Raw genomic sequence first — 16,406 nt, 5'->3', positions numbered from 1 at the left:
CACCGGGAGCGCGGTCATGATCCCCCGGGCCGCCGACGGCGCGACCCTCACCGGTGCCACCGGCCCCGGCTCCGGCGCCACCGCGCTGCTGCTCGCGGAACTCACCAGGAACGGGCGGATATCGCTGCGGCTCGCCTGCTCCCGGCTGACCACCTGGGAATCGCTGCTGGTGCAGCACGTCCTCGGCCGGGGCGACGTCGAGTTCCTCGCCACCGACCCGGATCCGCGCGAACCGGCGGCCCCCGACACCGTCACGCTCACCCGCTCGCCTCTCGCCGGCCTGTCGCTCTGGGCGCCCGGCGAACCTCCCGGTCCCGAGGCCGAGCGCGTGGGCGGCCTGCGGGTCCCGGCCGAGGTGCTCGACGCGGTGGCCGAGGAGACCCGGGTGTTCGAGGCCCGGGAGGCCGCCGACCGGCACGAGGCCGACACCATCCTGCGCACCTGGGAGAAGAACGGCGAGCTGGACGACCGGCTCGCCCGGCTCGCCGACTGGGTCGAACGGGTCGAGAGCGTCTACATCCTGATCGGCCGGGACGTCTTCTCGAAGTCCGACGCGGGCACCAACACCCTGACCCGGCAGGGCCTGCTGACCGGACTCCGGGCGTCCCCGGTCGACGACTGGCGGCCGGCCGACCGGCTGTTCGTGGTCCTCGCCTACTGCCTGTTCGTCAGCGGCCGTTCGGTGCGCTTCGAGGAGTTCAACGGCCTCCAGCTCTCCGCCACCGGCCTGCGGGAGTTCCTGCTCGACCGGCACGCCCAGTACTGCGCCGCGCTGGACCGCGGACCGGGCGGCGCGGCCGGCCTCCCGCTGCTCGAACTGGCCGAACTCGTCCGCGCGTTGATGCACGACGTCGACCGCTCGGAGCTGATGCGCTACCGCCGGATCAACGGGCTGACCTTCGTGAAGAACGAGCGGCTGCTCGACTTCCCGCTGCCCCGCGACCCGGAGACGATGCCGGAGCTGGTCGCCCGGCACGGCCGGCTGAACCTCGGGGTGGAGCCCACCGGCGACGTCCGGGCGGACCTGCGGGCGATGACCCTGGCCGCCGTCGCGCTCGACGCGGCCGCCGAGGCCGCCGAGACCGCCGAGACCGACCCCGGCCCGGTGCCACCCGCCCAGGGCGCGGTCGGCGAACTGCTGGCGGCGGTCGTGCTCTCCTCGATCGTGGCCACCGACGCCGACTACGGCATGAGCAGCTCGGTGCGCGACCTGTCCGGGCTGCGCGGCGTCCGGCCCGGCAGCCCGGACGGCGTCCTGGCACTGAAGAAGGGCGACTTCTTCTGCTGCTGCCTGCCGCACCCGACCCGGATGGCCGAGGTCGGCGAGGAGACCGCGCCGATCCTGTGGCGGTCCGCCCAGCGGATGATGTACAACCGCTGGCACTTCGCCCCGGGCGAGTACGACCGGGCGGAGATCCCCGACAAGCGGCACTACTTCTTCCCGCCGCAGGTGCCCGACATCGCGGAGCACGCCGAGCACCACCACGGCGGCCATGTCGCCTCCCGGGTGCGGTACACGATCCGCGCGCCCGGCGCCCAGGTCTGGCACCCGCCGTTCACCGTCTTCGGCCACGGCTACCGGGGCTGCTACGACATCCGGCTGGTCCGGATGGAGGGCCCGCCGTTCACCACCACCGAGCTGGCCGAGGCGGTGCGCCACTGCTCCCTGGTCGACGAGCTGTGGCGCACCCTCGCACAGGGCCTCCAGAACGGCACCCTGCGCGTCCCCGCGGTCAACGGGTTCGACCGGTCCTGGTACGAGTCGCGGGGCTGGGAGCGGCTGCGCCCGTTCGGCCTCGCCGCCCGCACTCCGGCGCGGGTGGACCCGGTCTGACCCGGTGGCCGGCCTGCCGGACGTCCGGCGGGCCGGCCACCACCCGGTCGCGACCCGGCCGCAACCCGGGCGCTGTCCAGCCGCTGCCCGGGCGCTACGAGTAGTCGGCGAGTTCGATCCCGCTGTCCACGCCCGAGCCGTCGATGCTGAACCTGCCGGTGTTGCCGTACCGGTCCCACGCCGTGATCACCGGGCTGAAGTACACCCGCCAGGTGTGCACCGGCCCGTTCGGGATGTGCCAGCCGTCCCCTCCGGTGGTGGCGTGCACCCAGGTGAAGCACAGGTACTGCTCGGGGTAGGGCCGGTCGTAGACCCGCGCGTAGTCCCACCACTTGTTGCCGTCGGGGAAGTTGACGATCAGCCCGCCGTACCCGCCGTCGCCGTCGTACGAACTGCCGTGCGGCTCCTGGTACCAGACGTAGGAGCCGTAGAGGTTCTTGTGGTGGCTGTCGGGCTTGATGTCGCAGGCGAAGAAGCCCTCGTAACCGGGGTCGCTCCAGTAGCCCGACACCGAGAAGGTGACGAAGTAGTTGTCGGTGGCGTCCAGCGACAGGTAGTAGTTCCAGGCCTCGGTGGTCACGTACTTGGTGTCGTTCTCGTACCTGGTGGCCGTCCTGGAGTACTCCCAGTTGACGCCCGACCGCCGGTGCACCAGGGCCACCAGCGGGTCCAGCGCGACCTTGCCCTCGAAGGAGCCCGATCCGGCCGTGGTCGTGTACACCTTGCCGGTGTCCGTCTCGACCCAGGCCGAGATCGACTTCCGGTCCGCGCCCGGCCAGCAGCTGACGTAGAAGGTGAACTTCTGCGTTCCGTCGTCCGCGAGTTCGGGCTCGGGGAGTCCGGGCTCGGCGAGTTCGGGCTCCACGGCGGCCCGGCTGCCCCCGCCCGGGACGTGGTGGAAGTAGCGGTCCTCCCGGTCGGTGAAGCACCAGCCTTCCCGGCCCTGCCAGTTGAGCTTCTCGCCGCTGACGTAGTCGACGAGGTTCACCCGGTTCGGCCAGGAGATGTCCCCGTAGTAGGTGCTGCCGTTCTCGTCGGTCGGTTTGACGCTGACGGTCACCGCGACCTGGTTCCGGCCGTTCGCGTAGACCTCGGCGCCCGGACCTCCGGTCTCCAGCATCAGCGAGAGCTTGGACACTCCTGCCCATTCGGTCATCTGCGGTCTCCTCCGCTTCTCCGTGTGACGGGTGCGCCGCCAGGGTCCGCCCGGGGCGCGGCCGTTCGGGTCGCGCCCTAGCGCTTGGTGAACGAGACGGTGGGATGCAGCCCCAGGATCTCCCGCAGGACCCGGTCGTTGCGGCTGTAGCAGAAGGCGGCGATGATCTCGGCGTTCGGCCGCTCCAGCACCGCCCGCAGCGAACCGTGCCGCATGGTGGGCAGGTTGTGGGCCGTCACCAGGACCCGCGGGTCCTCCCCGTTCATCGTGGCCGCGAGGTCCTGGTCCTCCCCGAGGATCCGCTCGGAGACCTCGTTCGGTCCGCGCTCGCCGGTCCGGGTGCCGTGCGTCCCCGACAGGATGTGGATCTCCCGTACCTCGGGCAGCCCGCGCGCCTCCCTGGCCGTGGTCTCGACCATCTCCGGGGTGGCCCGGTAGACACTCGTCCAGACCGCGTTCCGGTACCTCGGGTTGGGGGTCCGGGTGAAGTACCGCTCCGCGTCGTACCGGCCGTGCATGACCTCGGGCACCCGGACCACCATCGGCCCGCCGTCCGGCGCGTCCACCAGGGCCGGATAGTCGCCGAGGGCCCGGACGTTGCCGCCGCCGATCCCGTGGGCGGCGTCCCCGGCGACCTCCGGGGCCCGGGCGCCGAGCCGGGAGGCGGTGCGGGCGAGGGCGGTGCCGGCCTCGGCCAGGCCCGCCAGGCCGGTGCCCAGCGAGACCCAGCCCAGGACCGACGAGGCCTTGGGCGAGGCCTTCTCCAGGGCGCCGCCGACGATGGCGGTGACATCGGAGGCGACACCCAGGGCGCCGACGACCAGGGTGGCGGTGGAGGCGGCGCCGAGGGCGGCGAGGACACCGCCCGCCGCCACGACGGCCAGCCCGCCGGTGACGACGGTGAGGGCGAGGCCGGCGACCCCGAGGCCGATGCCGAGCCAGGCCGTCCAGCTGAGGTGGCCGGACGGGTCGACCCGGTTCACGGGGTCGCCGGCGCAGTACGCGTAGGGATTGACGCCGCCGGCACCGAAGGGGCTGAGCGGGTCCGGGGTGGCGAAGCGCAGGAGCGCCGGGTGGTAGTCGCGGGCCCCGTTGCCGAGGTGGTAGCAGCCGGTCAACGGGTCGACGGCCCGGCCGGTGAAGCCGAGGACGCCGTCGCCGGTCTGCGCCGGGCGCAGCCCGTAGGGGGTGTAGGCGTACTGGTCCGACTCGGTCCCGGACGCCGACACCCGCACCGTCCCGGTGCCGTCCGCCCCCAGCAGCCGGGTGGCCGGCGGTCCGCCCGGGCCGTGCTGGGCCACCGGGTGGTCGCCGAGGTGCAGCAGCCGGGCGGAGCGGTCGTCCTCGGTGACGGAGGCGAGGGTCTCGCCGCGGTAGGACAGCGCGCCGGTGCCGCCGTCCGGCGCGGTGCGGGTCAGCAGCCGGTCGAACGGGTCGTAGCCGTAGCCGCCCGCGCCCTCGGTGGCGGCCAGCCGGCCGAGGGCGTCGTACCGGAGCGCGCGCCCGGCCTCGTCGGTGGTGAGCCGGCCGGCCGCGTCGTAGGTCAGTCGGATGTCGCCATCGGCGCCGGTGCGGCTGATGCCGGTCAACTGGCAGGGGTCGAGGGGGTTGTCGTAGTGGTAGCCGGCCGTTTCGGAGCCGCCGTCGGCGAACTCGGTCCGGCTGTCGGTGAGGTTGCTCCAGCCGTCGTGGCGGAAGGTCTGCGCGGTGATCCCGCGGCCGAGTTCGTCCTGCGGCGGCACCGGCCCCTGGCAGCTGTAGTCGGTGAGCCGGTTGCGGCTGTCGTAGCCGAACGTCTCGCGGCGGAGGAGTTCGGCGCCCCGCCGGAGCGTCCTGGCGCTCAGCAGGTCGTTGTCCTGCCACTCCTGGGTCTGCGTCCAGACCTCGGGGGCGCCGCCTCCCCCCGGGGTCCGGGTGAACCCGCGCGCCACCTCCCGGCCGAGGTCGTCCAGGGTCAGCGCGGTGGCCAGGGTGGCGCCCGAGCCGAGGTCCTCGACGGTCCAGCCGGTCAGCCGGCTCGCCGGGTCGTGGACCGGGTCCAGCACCCGCAGGTCCGGGTCGGTGATCTCCTGGAGCCGGCCGAGCCGGTCCCGGGAGGTCCGCCGGACGGCGCCGTCCACCCCGGTGCAGGCGACCTCGTCGCCGCCGAGGGTGAACTGCCAGGTCACCGTGGTGTCGGGCGCCCCGGGGCGGGAGACGGTCTCGGCGCGGGGCAGCCCCGAAGGGTAGTAGTCGCGCGTGACGGCGACCTCGCCCTCCCGCGCCGCGGTCGGGAAACCGGTGACGGGGTGCGGGGTGAACTCCTGGGTGACCCGGTCGGCCCGGACCGCGGTCAGCACGTTGTCCAGTTCGGGGACGACCGCGTAGCCGCGCCGCTGCCCGTCGGGCGTGGTGGCCCCGGTCGGGACGAGGTCGCTGTCCCGGTCGTAGTCGTAGTGCCACGCCCGGCCGCCGGAGGCGGTGCCGGTCAGCCGGCCCAGCCGGTCGAAGGTCCGCGTGCCGTAGTGGGCCTTGCCGACGGTGAGTTCGGTGGCGAGGCCGCCGCCGTCCTGCCGGACGTCGTGGGCGCGGGAGACCTGGGTGCCGTCCGGGAGTTCGGTCAGGGTGGGCAGGCCGCGCGGGTTGTAGTCGTGGCGTGTGCTGTTGCCGAGTTCGTCGGTCACCCGGCGCACCCGGCCCCAGCCGTCGCGGTCCAGCGTCCGCACGCCCCTGGAGACCCCGCGCAGGTCGAACCGCTCCACCCGGACCGGCTCGCCGCGTTGGTTGTGGGTGGTGACCACGGTGCCCGTGACCGGGCTGCCGCCGCCCTTCAGCTGGGTGGTGGTGGTCAGGGCGACCGGGTCGCTCCGGCCGACCCGGGTGGAGCCGTCGGTGGAGTCCGTGGCCGACACCCGGCCCCAGTCGTCGTAGCCGAAGGTCTCGGTCAGCTCGCCGCCGGCGCTGCCGTCGGGCAGGTGGTCGGTGTCCGTGACGGAGGCCGTGCGGCCCTGCTCGTCGTAGCCGACCCGCTGGACGACGTACCAGCCGCCGTCGCCGTCGACGGCCCTGCGTTCCCGCCGGACCGGTCGGCCCGCGCCGTCGAGGGCCACCCGGACCTGCTCGCCCGGCTCGCCCGGGTCCGCGGACATCATCGGGGAGGTGGCGGTCACCAGGAACGGCGCGTCGCCGCCCGTCGCGTAGGCGCGGGTCTCCACCGCCTGGTGGGCGGTGCCCGGATTGACGGTGCGGGTCAGCATCCGGCCCAGCCCGTCGTAGGTCACCGCCACGCCGTTGCCCTGGGTGTCGGTGGCCGACCACAGTCGCCCGGTGAAGCGCGAGCGCCGCTCCGAGCGGGTCAGCGTGAGCCCGTCGTCGGTGGTGACGGCGTGGGTCTGGTCGAGGGCCTCCCCGTCCAGCACGAAGCCGAAGGTGTGGGTCGCGGCGACGGTGACGAAGCCGTGGCCCGCGTCCCCGCCGAGCGTCTCCGTCCCGTCCAGGCCGAGCAGGCGGCCGAACTCCTCGCCCGAGGTGCGGTAGTGGAAGCCGACCGAGGACAACTCCCGGCCGTCGGCGAGCTGTTGCTCCTGGACCTTCACCAGTGCGGCGCCGACCCTCGGCTCGCCCGTGGCGTACGAGGCGTACCGGTAGACGGTGGTGAGGACGGGCGCGTCGAACCCGGTGGCCGGCGGCGTCCGGACGACCTCCTTCAGCGAGCGGGTGAAGCCGTGCGGATCGGGCGGGCAGTCCGATCCGCTGCCGCCCGCCGGGTAGTACGTCCAGTCCGTCCGGCTGCCGTCCGGAGCGGTCCGGCTGCGCGGATTTCCCCGCTCGTCGAAATCCGTGGCCGTGATGTCGCTGCGGGTGTTCCGCGCCGGATCGGTCCAGGTGACCGTGCGCCGTGTCGGAAGCTGGAACTGGGCCGGCTGCTGGTCGAATTCCTGGCCGATCCGTGCGTAGTACTCGGTGCCGACCTGCTGCGAACAACCGTTCTGCGCCGTCGTCTCCTCGGTCAGGAGGTGGTACGAATTGTAGGTCCGGGTGATGGTCCTGGTGTCCGCTCCGCAGGTCCGGGACTCCGTCGACCCGTAGGTGTATCCGGTCAGCACCCCGTACAGGGTGTCGGAGCCGGCGTCGTAGCTCGCGCCGGAGAATCCGCCGACGAAATTGGTGGAGGTGTAGTCGTAGTCCGCCGCGACCGTCGGCTGCCCGCCGCCCGGCTCCTGCGCGAACCGGGCCACCCTGGGCAGCGGCGGCAGGTCGCAACTGTCCGGGAACCGGTGACCGTCGGCGGTGTAGGAGGCCGTCTCCGACATCCCGCCCGGCAGGACCACCCCGGTCAGCCAGGAGCCCCACTCCCCCTGCTCGCCCATCGGCTCGTAGCGGAAGCTCCACTCCAACGGCTCGCCCGGGCCGAGTCCGAGGTGCCGCACGGTCGACAACTGCTCGTTCTGGAAGAGGAGTTCCACGTCGTAGCCCTCGGAGTGGCCGGGCAGCACACGCAGGACGTGCCTGGCCGCGTCGTCCAGGTCCACGGTCAGCAGGGTGTCGCTCTCGTCCGCGACCGCGAGCAGCCGGGGCTGTGCCTCGCCGAAGTCCCAGCTCAGGGTGAGGCGGTGGCCGGCGGGCGTCAGCAGCACGGTGGGCACCTTCAGGCCGAAGGCGTTCTGCGGCCCGGTCAGGATCTCCACCTCACCGGACTTGTGCACGATCCGGTAGAAGTCGCCGTCCTCGTCCTTGCCGATGCGGACCGTGTCGAGCTTCTTCTGCTGCGGCAGCACCTCGGTGCCGGTCTCGACGACCTTGTACCGCTCCCCCGTGGCCAGCGCCAGCAGGGCGTTGTCGGTGTCGTAGGTGGTGAGCCCCGCTGAGAAGCCCCGTCCGAACCCGAGGTCGGTGCCGTCGAGCGGCGAGTAGCCCAGCGCCACCGGCAGGGAGGGCCCGAGGTTCCGGTTCCCCACCAGACGGCCCAGCACGATCCGGACGTTGTACAGGCCGGTGCGGGGGTCCACGCCTCCCGACACCGAACTCCCGAAATTGGTCGCCTGCGTGAAGAACGAGGACACCGAAGGCATGCGCCACCCTCCCCTGGTATTCCGACGCCGATCCGCTCGAATCCTCTGCCCCGCCCACATGTCCTCCGCGCCTGCCGAAAGGCGGCCGACAACCGGCCGACAACCGGCCGGCAATGCGGCGGAACGGGGTGGCGGGGAGTACTGAACTGACCGAAAAGCGCCGGCTGGATCCGGCGGCAGTGACTCGACCCCGGGCAGAGGGCCGGGAAAAGGCCCGTGCGGAGAACTGCGGAGCGAACTGTTCCTGACGGACTGCCTTGAACACGCCGGGGCGACCATTTCACTGTAACCCGGCCGCAGCCGATCGTGTCCCTCCCTGTAATAATTCCGCTCCGCCGAACGGCGTGCCGGTGGCGTCGGGCGGCGCGGAGGGCGCGCCCGGATCGCTCCGCGCGCGCCGGGTACCGCCGTTCGTCAGCGCCTCAGCGCCGGTGGCCGGCCGGCAGGCGGGTCCGGAAGGTGCAACCGGCCGGGGTGTCCTCGATGGTGAGGGTGCCGCCGTGGAGGGCGGCGATGTCACGGGCGATCGACAGACCGAGGCCGGTGCCGCCGTCGTCGCGGCTGCGGGCGTCGTCGAGCCGGGTGAAGCGTTCGAACACCTTCTCCCGCTCGGCGGGCGGGACACCCGGGCCGTCGTCGGCGACGTCGAGGACCGCGCGGCCGGTCGCCCCGTCGAGGGCGATCCGCACCGTCACCCGGTGGCGGGCGTGGCGCTCGGCGTTGTCCAGGAGGTTGGTCAGCAGCCGCCCGAGCCACATCGGGTTCCCGGTCACCACGACCCCGTCGGCCAGCTCCGCCACCACCTCCGTCCGCCCGGCGCCCCGGCCGTCCAGGCAGGTGCGCACCAGCTCGGCGAGGTCCAGCTCCTCGGCCGGGCCGTTGTGCCCGGTGGAGTCGAGGCGGGCGAGCAGCAGCAGGTCGGCCGCGAGCGACTGGAGCCGGTCGGTGTCCTGGAGCGCGCCGGCCACCATGTCCGCGCGGACGCCGGGGTCGGGGTGGGTGTGGGCGACCTCCAGTTGGGTGCGCAGCACGGCGAGCGGGCTGCGCAGTTCGTGGGAGGCGTCGGCGATGAAGCGCCGCTGGCGGACCCCGGCGGCCTCCAGCCGGTCGAGCATGGCGTTCATGGTGCGGGCGAGGCGGGCGATCTCGTCCTCGCTGCCGGGTTCGGGCACCCGGCGGGCGAGGTCGCGGTCGCCGATCGCGGCGACCTCGGCGCGGATCGCCTCGACGGGGCGCAGCGCGCGGCCGGTCGCCCGCCAGGTCACCATGCCGACGGTGGCCACCAGGACGGCGCTGAGTCCGCCGAGCGCGGCGGTGGTGAGGTCCTCGGCGGTGTCGGCGGTGTGCAGCGAGGCACCGACCCGGACGGTGACCGGGCCGTTCGGGGTGTCGGTGGTGAGGGTGGTGACCCGCTGGTGGTGCTCGCCGCCGAGCATGCCGAGGTCGAAGCTGTCGCGGCCGTCGTCGGTGCCGGTGAGGGCGGGGTGGCCGGCGAGGTTCTGGCTGGCGGCGACCACGGCCCCGGACGCGTCGGTGACCTGGATGAAGTCGGTGCCGGGACCGAGCGGGAGCACGTGCGGCAGGGGGCCCTGGGCGGCGGTCCCGGCCACCGCCCTGGCCTGCTCGCGGGCGGCGGTGTCGACGGTGCGGTGCAGGTTGACCCGCATCAGGAGCACCACGGCGGCGGAGGCGGCCAGCAGGACGACGGCGACGGCCGCGCAGGCGGCGATCGTGGTGCGGGTGCGGACCGAGCGGGGTGCCAGCCGCTCGGTCGCGGCGGTCACCCTCGGCGAGCGCAGCAGCCGGCCGGCCCGTCGGCGGAGGGCCGCGAGCAGCCCGGTGCGGGCGGGGCCGGCCGCCCGCGGACCAGCGGCTCCGGGGTCAGCCACCGTCGGCCGCCAGCCGGTAGCCGACGCCGCGCACGGTCTGCACCGCGGTCCGTCCGAACGGCGCGTCGATCTTGCGCCGGAGGGCGCTGATGTGGACCTCGACGGTGTTGGCCCCGCTGTCGGGGCCGCCGTCCCAGACCTCGTCGAGGATCTCCCGCTTGGAGACCACCTCGCCCGCCCGGCGCGCGAGGTGGTCCAGGACGGCGAACTCGCGCGGGGTCAGCGCGACCGGTGTCCCGGCCCGGGCGCAGGTGCGGGCGGCGGAGTCCACCACCAGGTCGCCGAGCACCGTGCGCTGCGGGGCGCGGGAGCCGATGCGCCGGGCCAGGGCCTTGAGGCGGGCGACCAGGACGAGGAAGGAGAAGGGCTTGGAGAGGAAGTCGTCGGCCCCGGTGTCCAGGGCCTCGGCCTCGTCCCACTCGCCGTCCTTGGCGGTGAGCATCAGGATCCCCGCGTCGCTGCCGGCGGCCCGCAGCCGGGAGCAGACCCGGTAGCCGTTGAGGCCGGGCAGCATGATGTCGAGGATGATCACGTCGTAGGCGTGCTCGGTGGCGCGGGCCAGGCCGGACAGGCCGTCGTGGACGATGTCGACGGCGAACCCCTCGACCTCCAGGCCGTGCTTGATCGCCAGGGCGAGCCGCTGTTCGTCCTCCACCACCAGTACGCGCATGCCCCCAGGGTCGCAGGTCGCCGCGCCGGGGAGCTGAAGACGTCTTCAGGTCTTCAGCGGACCTTCAGCGCCGTTCGGTCATGCTGGCCGTGTCAGTGGGCACGAGGCCCGGCCTCCGGGCGCGGCCGGGTCCCCTTCTCGGAAAGGCGCTTCCATGGTGCTACCCCCGACGGCCGTGCTGGCCGTCAATCCGCTGGACGCGGGCTCGCTGCTGGCCGCGTTCGGCGCGCTGGGCATCGCCGTGATCATGTTCGCGGAGACCGGCCTGCTGGTCGGCTTCTTCCTGCCCGGTGACTCACTGCTGTTCACCGCCGGTCTGCTGTGCACCACCGGCGAGCGCAGCGGCCCGCACTTGAACCTCGGCCAGGTGCTGGCGGCCGCGGTGGTCGGCGCCCTCACCGGTGCCCAGGTCGGCTACCTGCTGGGGCGCCGCGGCGGACGCGCGCTGCTCACCCGCTCCGGCAACAGGCACCTGCACGAGGGAGCGGCACGGGCCGAGGAGATCCTCGACCGCTACGGCCACCGCAAGGCCGTCGTGCTCGCCCGCTTCATCCCCGTGGTACGCACCGTCCTCAACCCGCTGGCCGGCGCGCTCGGCGTGAACGTCCGGACCTTCACGGTGTGGCAGGTCGTGGGCGGCCTGGTGTGGACGGTCGGCCTGGTCATGGCGGGCTACGTGCTGGGCTCCTCGATCCCGAACGTCGACCGCTACCTGCTGCCGATGGTCGCGGTCGTGGTGGCGGTCTCGCTGCTGCCGCTGGTGCTGGAAGTGCTGCGGGCCCGCCGTCGGGGCCGGACCCGGTGAGCGGGCCCGCGGGGGGACCCGTGCGGACGCTCGCCGTCGACGGCCGCCCGGTCGACGGCGGCCTGTACCTGCGGATGGACCGCTGGGCCGAGCACCTCCCGGCGCCGCTGCAGCACCTCGTCGCCGCCTACGCCGTCGCCGGGCTGCTGCTGCTCGCCGCCCTGATGCTGCTCGGCTGGTGGCGCTCGCGCCGCGCCGACGACGTCCTGATGGCCCGCGCGCTGGCCGTGCCCCTGGTGGTCACGCTGGCCTTCGCCGCAGACACCCTGCTCAAGTCGGTGCTGCGCGAACCCCGGCCCTGCCAGGTCCTCGACGCGGGACGGACCCTGGAGACCTGCCCCGGCGCCGGCGACTGGTCGCTGCCCAGCAACCACACCGTGATCGTCTTCGCCGGTGCCGCCGCCCTGTGGCACGTCGACCGCCGCCTCGGCGCGCTCGGACTGCTGCTGGCCGCCGCGATGGGCCTCAGCCGGGTGCTGGTCGGCGTCCACTACCCGCACGACGTGCTCCTCGGGGCCGCGATCGGCGCGGCGGCCGGCCATCTGCTCGGCCTGTTGTCCGGCCGGGCCGCGCCCCTGGTCGACCGGGCCCGCACGGGCGGGCTGCGGAGGTGGCTGACCGCATGACCGTGCGTCCCTCGACGGCGGTCGGCGCCGTCCTCGCCCTCGGTGTCGCGGTGTTCGCCGCCCTCGCCGCCCTGGTCGCCGCCCACGGCTGGGCGCCGTTCGGATTCGAGCGCGGCACGATCGACTGGGTGGTGGCCCACCGGCCGCACCCGGCCGAGCGCGCCGCGGAGCTGCTCACCGATCTGGGCACCGGGGTCTTCTCCTATCTGTTCGCCCTCGCCGCCGGGGCCCTCCTCGTACGGGCGACGCGCCCGCACCGGTCCCGGCCGGCCGCCGTCGCCGTGCTGCTCGCCCCGGTGGCGTGGCTGGCGGTGGGGCAGCTGCTGCGTCAGGGCCTGATGCACGGCTTCGGCCGGCCCCGCCCGCCGGCCGCCGACTGGGCCTTCACGGCGCACGGCTTCGCCTTCCCCTCCGGGCACGCCTTCACCGGTGCCCTCTCGGCGGGCCTGCTCGCCCTCGCCGTCACGCTGGCGCGCCCGGGCGCGGCCCGCCCCGCCGCGACGGCCGCCGCCGGCTTCGCGCTGCTGATCGGCTGCACCCGGGTCTACCTCGGTGTGCACTGGCCGCTGGACGTCCTGGCGGGCTGGGTGCTGGCCGCCGCCTGGCTCGCCCTGGGCGCCCTGCTGTTCCGGACGCGGCTCCGCGGGCTCCGGGAGCACGCCCTCCGAGGTGACCACGCTCCGGGTGACCACGCTGCCGGGTGACCCCACTCTCCGGGGTGACCGCCCCGGGCGCGCCTCCGCCAGGGGCGCGCCCGGTTTCGACCTCGGTCGAAGGGCTTTGCCCGGGTGACGCGGGCACGGTGAGACTCTTCGAGGCAACAAGCCACCTGGAGAAGTGACTTGAGGAGAGTGACCGTCATGAGGATCGCGCCTTCCCTCGTTCCCCGTACCGGTGTCGCCCTGGGGGCCGTACTGATGGCGGCCGGGCTGCTGGGCGGGACCGCCGCCCAGGCCGCCGACGGTGCCCCGGCGACGAGCGCGCCCGCAGCGGCGGCGCCGGCCGTCGCGGCCGCGCCCGCCTCGGACGCCGACCAGACCGTCATCCAGGGCACCACCGGCCTGAACCGGGGCCAGAGCTGGTCCTCGCCGGACGGCAGCACCGTGCTGTACCAGCAGTGGGACGGCCACGTGGTGCTCTACAAGAACAACGTCGCCATCTGGACCGCCGTCGGCACCTACGGCGTCGGGACGTACCTCTACATGCAGGCCGACGGCAACCTCGTCGCCTACGACGCCGCCATGCGCGCGGTCTGGAACAGCCGTACGCCGTACCACCCCGGCGCCTACCTCGCGATCCAGAACGGCGGCAACCTGGCCGTCTACTACGGCGGCACACCGATCTGGTGGTCCAACTACCGGCCCGGGGGCGGCACCGGCCCGATCGACCCCGACCCCGAGTGCACCCCCACCACGCACCAGCTGTGCCCGTAACCGGACGACCCCCTCACCGAAGCCCGTGACCGGCGACCGCCGGGGCCGCTCCCACCGGACGCGGCCCCGGCGGTCGGCGTTCGCGCGGTTGACGCCGCCGGGCCGGGCCGGGCCGGATCCTGCACGAAAGGGCAGAGCTCCCGGCCCCGTCATATGGAAGCCGTCAGGGAGCGGCCGCGCGGCGGATTTCCGGGCCTATCGTCCTTCTCGGTCGGGACGAAAAAAGGTCTCCGACGCGAGCAGAAAGACGATTCCGCCATGAAAACCCTGTCCCGCCTGAAACGCGCATTCGCCTGCGGGGTCACCGCCGTCGCCCTGGTCGGCGGCCTCACCGCGCAGTCCGCCCAGGCCGCGCCGTCGCCCGGCCATCCGGTGGACAAGACCTGCGGGACCCCGGCCGTGCCGGGCGGCGGCAACTGCATGACCTCGCTGATCAGCTCCGGTTTCGACATGATCCGGGCCATGCGCGGCGCCGCCAACGCCAACAAGCTGGACAATGCGGAGTTCACGCAGAAAACCGCGTCGCAGCTGAGCCAGAAGTTTCCCGGGTTCAATGTCCTGGTGTTCAAGACCGTCGGCACCGACATGTACGACACCGAATGGTTCACGAACGAGCACAAGGCCGATATGAAGGGGGTGCTGATCGACACCACCTACAAGCTGAACCATTTCATGAACAAGGAGGAGCAGAAGGACCCCTCGGGTTACGACAAGTTCCGGATCTGGGTGTTCCAGGGCGAGTCGACCTTCCGCAACCGGGGCGACGGCGGCTACATGAACTGGGCGTTCGTCGGCAACGACGGCGACAGCGTCAAGAAGGAGCCGTGGACCTGCCGCTCCGGCACCGCGCGGCCCTACAAGTGCGACGGCGACGTGCGCACCCTGCACTTCCCCGCCCGCTCCGGCTACGGCAGCAGGACGGGCAGTCTGACCCCCGACAGCGCCCCCGGCAACCACGCCTGCTTGGACGTCAGCGGCAACGGCAGCGCGAACGGCACCCCCGTGCAGATGTGGGAGTGCAACGGCGGCGACGCCCAGAGGTGGACCTACAACGGCTACAAGCTCCGGGCCGCCAACGGCAAGTGCCTCGACCTGGCGGACAACAGGGCCGCCAACGGGAACAAGCTCCAGGTCTGGGACTGCCTGGAGATCCCCGGCCAGCGCTGGCACATGTCGCCCAGCGGCGGCCTGCACCACATGACGGACCCGGACGACCGCTCCAAGGACGTCTGCATCGACGACTACAGCGGCCGCACCGCCAACGGCAGCTCCGTGGTCGCCTGGGCCTGCGGTTCCGACAGCAACCGCGACGCGCCCAACCAGAACTGGGCCTGGGGCGGCACCCCGCCGACCACCGGCCCCACCAACCCCACCACGCCCGGCAACGGTGCCGACGTGACCCTGAAGCTCGACAACGGCCTGGGCGCCCTCCCCGTCGGCGGCTCCGCCGGTGCCGCCGTCGTCCCCGGGATCCGGGGCGGCAACGAGTCCAAGTGGAAGCTCACCCCGGTGGGCGGCGGCCGCTACCGGATCACCAGCTCCTACGGCCTCGACCTCACCGAGAGCGGCGGCTACATGGCCGAGCTCCAGCCGTGGAGCAACTCCTCGAAGCAGAAGTGGGAGCTGGTCGGCGTCGGCAACGGCAGGTACCAGATCCGGATCTCCGACGACGACTGCCTCGCCCACGACTCCGACTTCAAGCAGCTCGGCGTGTGGACCTGCAAGCGCGGCTGGCAGCAGGAGTGGGTGCTCGAATCGGCCTCCGGCGGCGTCGTCGCCCCGGGCGGCGGCGGAGGCACGCCGACCGATCCGAAGGACCCGAAGCCCCCGACGGGCGGCGGCGGCGCGAGCGTCCCGACCGAGCGGCCGCTGTTCCTGAAGCTCGACAACGGCCTCGGCGCCACGGCCCCCAACGAGACCGCGAGCTGGGGCGCGCCGGTCCTGGGCGGCATCCTGGGCTACAAGGGGTCCACCTGGACGATCAAGCCGCTCGGCGGCGACCGCTACCGGATCGTCAACGACCTCGGTTACAACCTCACCGAGAACCCCGACACCTACGTGGCCGAGCAGCAGGCCTGGGGCGACACCTCCAACCAGAAGTGGAAGTTCGTCGCGGTCGGCAACGGCAAGTACCGGATCCAGATCTCCGACGACGACTGCCTCACCCACGACTCCGACCACAAGCAGCTCGGCGTCTGGACCTGCGAGGGCGGCTGGAAGCAGGAGTGGTCCCTCCAGCTCCGCTGACGGACGGCGGACGGCGGACCGCGGACGACAGTCGGGGCCGGGGCCGGGGCGGACACCCCCGGCCCCGGCACCACGTGCGGCCGGACCCGGCCGGGTGCTTGGTCCCCGCCCGGCGACGGCGGATCATCCTCGGCATGGAGAAACCTCAGCTCACCCAGGATCCGCGGGCCTACGCCTGCATGCTCGTCCGCCGGCCCGCCGACGAGGCGTTCCGGGCGTTCGCCGACCCGGCCGTCACGACCCGGTTCTGGTACAGCGGGAGCAGCGGCCCGATGGTGCCGGGCGCCGCGCTGCGCTGGGAGTGGAAGACCTACGGGGCCTCGGCCGCGGTCAAGGTCCTGGAGGTCGAGGAGGGCCGCCTGATCCGGTTCGAGTGGGGCAACTACGACCGGCCGACGACGGTCGAGCTGAGGTTCACCCCGCGCCCGGCGGAGACGACCTTCGTCGAGGTCACCGAGACCGGTTTCCGGGGGTCGGGGGACGAGACCCTGCGCTGGGTGAACGACACCGTCGGCGGCTTCACCACCACGCTGTGCTCGATGAAGGCCCTGCTGGAGCACGGTGTCGAGCTCAACGCCGTGCCCGACCACCATCCGGCCTGACCGCGTCCCCGGGGCCCTGCGGCCCGGCTCCCCGGCCCGATCGGTCGGCCGCGCCCACACCGCTGGCGTGTCGCGCGCGCCGACCGACTACCC

Annotated in this window: 11 protein-coding genes; 7 read left to right on the top strand and 4 right to left on the bottom strand. The window is 73.4% G+C overall.

Annotated features, from left to right (window positions below):
• The first annotated feature begins 16 nt into the window (after positions 1-16).
• Positions 17-1,834, top strand: a complete 1,818-nt coding sequence (locus ACW14Y_RS38060) for a hypothetical protein (RefSeq protein ID WP_456985071.1) — start codon at positions 17-19, stop codon at positions 1,832-1,834.
• A 94-nt stretch (positions 1,835-1,928) separates the two neighbouring features.
• Here the strand turns inward: ACW14Y_RS38060 and ACW14Y_RS38055 are convergent, their stop codons facing one another.
• From ACW14Y_RS38055 to ACW14Y_RS38040, 4 genes are all read right to left on the bottom strand, one after another.
• Positions 1,929-2,990, bottom strand: a complete 1,062-nt coding sequence (locus ACW14Y_RS38055) for a hypothetical protein (RefSeq protein ID WP_380301087.1) — start codon at positions 2,988-2,990, stop codon at positions 1,929-1,931.
• Positions 2,991-3,067: 77 nt separating this feature from the next.
• A complete protein-coding gene (locus ACW14Y_RS38050; RefSeq protein WP_456985070.1) occupies positions 3,068-8,041 on the bottom strand; it encodes an RHS repeat-associated core domain-containing protein in 4,974 nt (1,657 codons plus the stop codon).
• Positions 8,042-8,463: 422 nt separating this feature from the next.
• Positions 8,464-9,930 (bottom strand): ATP-binding protein, encoded by a 1,467-nt coding sequence (locus ACW14Y_RS38045; protein WP_456985069.1) that lies wholly within the window; start codon positions 9,928-9,930, stop codon positions 8,464-8,466.
• Positions 9,923-10,600 (bottom strand): response regulator transcription factor, encoded by a 678-nt coding sequence (locus ACW14Y_RS38040; protein WP_380301093.1) that lies wholly within the window; start codon positions 10,598-10,600, stop codon positions 9,923-9,925. The genes ACW14Y_RS38045 and ACW14Y_RS38040 overlap by 8 nt, the downstream gene beginning before the upstream one ends.
• Before the next feature lie 154 nt (positions 10,601-10,754).
• Between ACW14Y_RS38040 and ACW14Y_RS38035 the strand changes: the two genes are divergently transcribed.
• The 6 genes from ACW14Y_RS38035 (at position 10,755) to ACW14Y_RS38010 (ending at position 16,313) form a co-directional block, all read left to right on the top strand.
• A complete protein-coding gene (locus ACW14Y_RS38035; RefSeq protein WP_380301095.1) occupies positions 10,755-11,405 on the top strand; it encodes a DedA family protein in 651 nt (216 codons plus the stop codon).
• 20 nt (positions 11,406-11,425) lie between these two features.
• Positions 11,426-12,031, top strand: a complete 606-nt coding sequence (locus ACW14Y_RS38030) for a phosphatase PAP2 family protein (protein WP_456985068.1) — start codon at positions 11,426-11,428, stop codon at positions 12,029-12,031.
• Positions 12,028-12,735 carry a phosphatase PAP2 family protein gene (locus ACW14Y_RS38025; RefSeq protein WP_456985067.1) on the top strand — a complete coding sequence of 236 codons (708 nt, stop codon included), beginning with the start codon at positions 12,028-12,030 and terminating at the stop codon, positions 12,733-12,735. Before ACW14Y_RS38030 ends, ACW14Y_RS38025 begins: the two co-directional genes overlap by 4 nt.
• A 156-nt stretch (positions 12,736-12,891) precedes the next feature.
• On the top strand, positions 12,892-13,464 hold the full coding sequence (locus ACW14Y_RS38020; protein ID WP_380301101.1) for a hypothetical protein: 573 nt from the start codon (positions 12,892-12,894) through the stop codon (positions 13,462-13,464).
• Positions 13,465-13,722: 258 nt separating this feature from the next.
• On the top strand, positions 13,723-15,711 hold the full coding sequence (locus ACW14Y_RS38015; RefSeq protein ID WP_456985066.1) for a ricin-type beta-trefoil lectin domain protein: 1,989 nt from the start codon (positions 13,723-13,725) through the stop codon (positions 15,709-15,711).
• A 134-nt stretch (positions 15,712-15,845) separates the two neighbouring features.
• Positions 15,846-16,313: an SRPBCC family protein gene (locus ACW14Y_RS38010; RefSeq protein WP_456985065.1), complete on the top strand. Its 468-nt coding sequence runs from the start codon at positions 15,846-15,848 to the stop codon at positions 16,311-16,313.
• Positions 16,314-16,406: the final 93 nt, after the last annotated feature.

It is taken from the genome of Kitasatospora sp. cg17-2 (genome assembly GCF_054031055.1).
This window is presented reverse-complemented; position numbering and strand designations above follow the sequence as displayed.

Coding starts and splice junctions, on each gene's coding strand:
- ACW14Y_RS38010 (WP_456985065.1), top strand. CDS start 15,846: ATGGAGAAACCTCAGCTCACCCAGGATCCGCGGGCCTACGCCTGCATG.
- ACW14Y_RS38050 (WP_456985070.1), bottom strand. CDS start 8,041: ATGCCTTCGGTGTCCTCGTTCTTCACGCAGGCGACCAATTTCGGGAGT.
- ACW14Y_RS38060 (WP_456985071.1), top strand. CDS start 17: ATGATCCCCCGGGCCGCCGACGGCGCGACCCTCACCGGTGCCACCGGC.
- ACW14Y_RS38040 (WP_380301093.1), bottom strand. CDS start 10,600: ATGCGCGTACTGGTGGTGGAGGACGAACAGCGGCTCGCCCTGGCGATC.
- ACW14Y_RS38025 (WP_456985067.1), top strand. CDS start 12,028: ATGACCGTGCGTCCCTCGACGGCGGTCGGCGCCGTCCTCGCCCTCGGT.
- ACW14Y_RS38020 (WP_380301101.1), top strand. CDS start 12,892: ATGAGGATCGCGCCTTCCCTCGTTCCCCGTACCGGTGTCGCCCTGGGG.
- ACW14Y_RS38035 (WP_380301095.1), top strand. CDS start 10,755: ATGGTGCTACCCCCGACGGCCGTGCTGGCCGTCAATCCGCTGGACGCG.
- ACW14Y_RS38015 (WP_456985066.1), top strand. CDS start 13,723: ATGAAAACCCTGTCCCGCCTGAAACGCGCATTCGCCTGCGGGGTCACC.
- ACW14Y_RS38055 (WP_380301087.1), bottom strand. CDS start 2,990: ATGACCGAATGGGCAGGAGTGTCCAAGCTCTCGCTGATGCTGGAGACC.